Source organism: Burkholderia sp. HAN2018 (assembly GCF_024704855.1).
Classification (GTDB): Bacteria; Pseudomonadota; Gammaproteobacteria; order Burkholderiales; family Burkholderiaceae; genus Burkholderia; species Burkholderia cepacia.
This window is the reverse complement of the sequence record NZ_QOBB01000563.1, coordinates 1-544: the sequence shown is the minus strand read 5'-3', so window position 1 is coordinate 544 and position 544 is coordinate 1. Positions and strand designations below refer to the sequence as shown.

General features: G+C 75.2%; 1 protein-coding gene. It reads right to left on the bottom strand.

The features are described 5' to 3' along the window. The coding region (locus DPV74_RS41790) for a dual specificity protein phosphatase family protein (protein WP_205572003.1) at positions 1-544 on the bottom strand (544 nt) is incomplete at both ends.

The window sequence follows — 544 nt, the reverse complement described above, 5'->3', positions numbered from 1 at the left end:
CGAACCCGCGTCGCGCCGCCAGCCACGCGGCCGCGCACAGCACGCTGCGCCCGTAGCCGAGCGCGCAGCAGACCAGCACGTCGCGCCCTTCCCCGTGCAGGCGTTCGAGCGCCGCGACGGCCTGCGCAAGTTGCGCGGCCGTCGGCGCGACGAGGTCGAGCTGCGGCACGCTCGCATAGGCGAGCGATGCGTCGGCCGCCGCCCAGCGCGGCATTTCGGCTGTCAGGTCGACCAGCGCCGTGAAACCGTGGCGGCGCACGTCGGATGTGGTCGGCGTGCGGCCGAGCGACACGCGTTCGTCGATCCGCACCGGCGCCGGCTGCCGGAACGTCCACAGCCGCGAATTGACGAATGCGCCGGCGATCGTCGGCGCGAGCAGCCAGCGGATGACGACCGGGAAACGCCCGTGCGCATCCTTCTGGAACGCGCCGGGTGCGCCGCGCCGGTAGATCCACGCGACACACGCGAGCGCCAGCGCGACCCACCCGGCCGCCAGCGCCCAGCCGGGCGCGCGCGGCACGCACCAGAGCGCCACGAGCGCGAC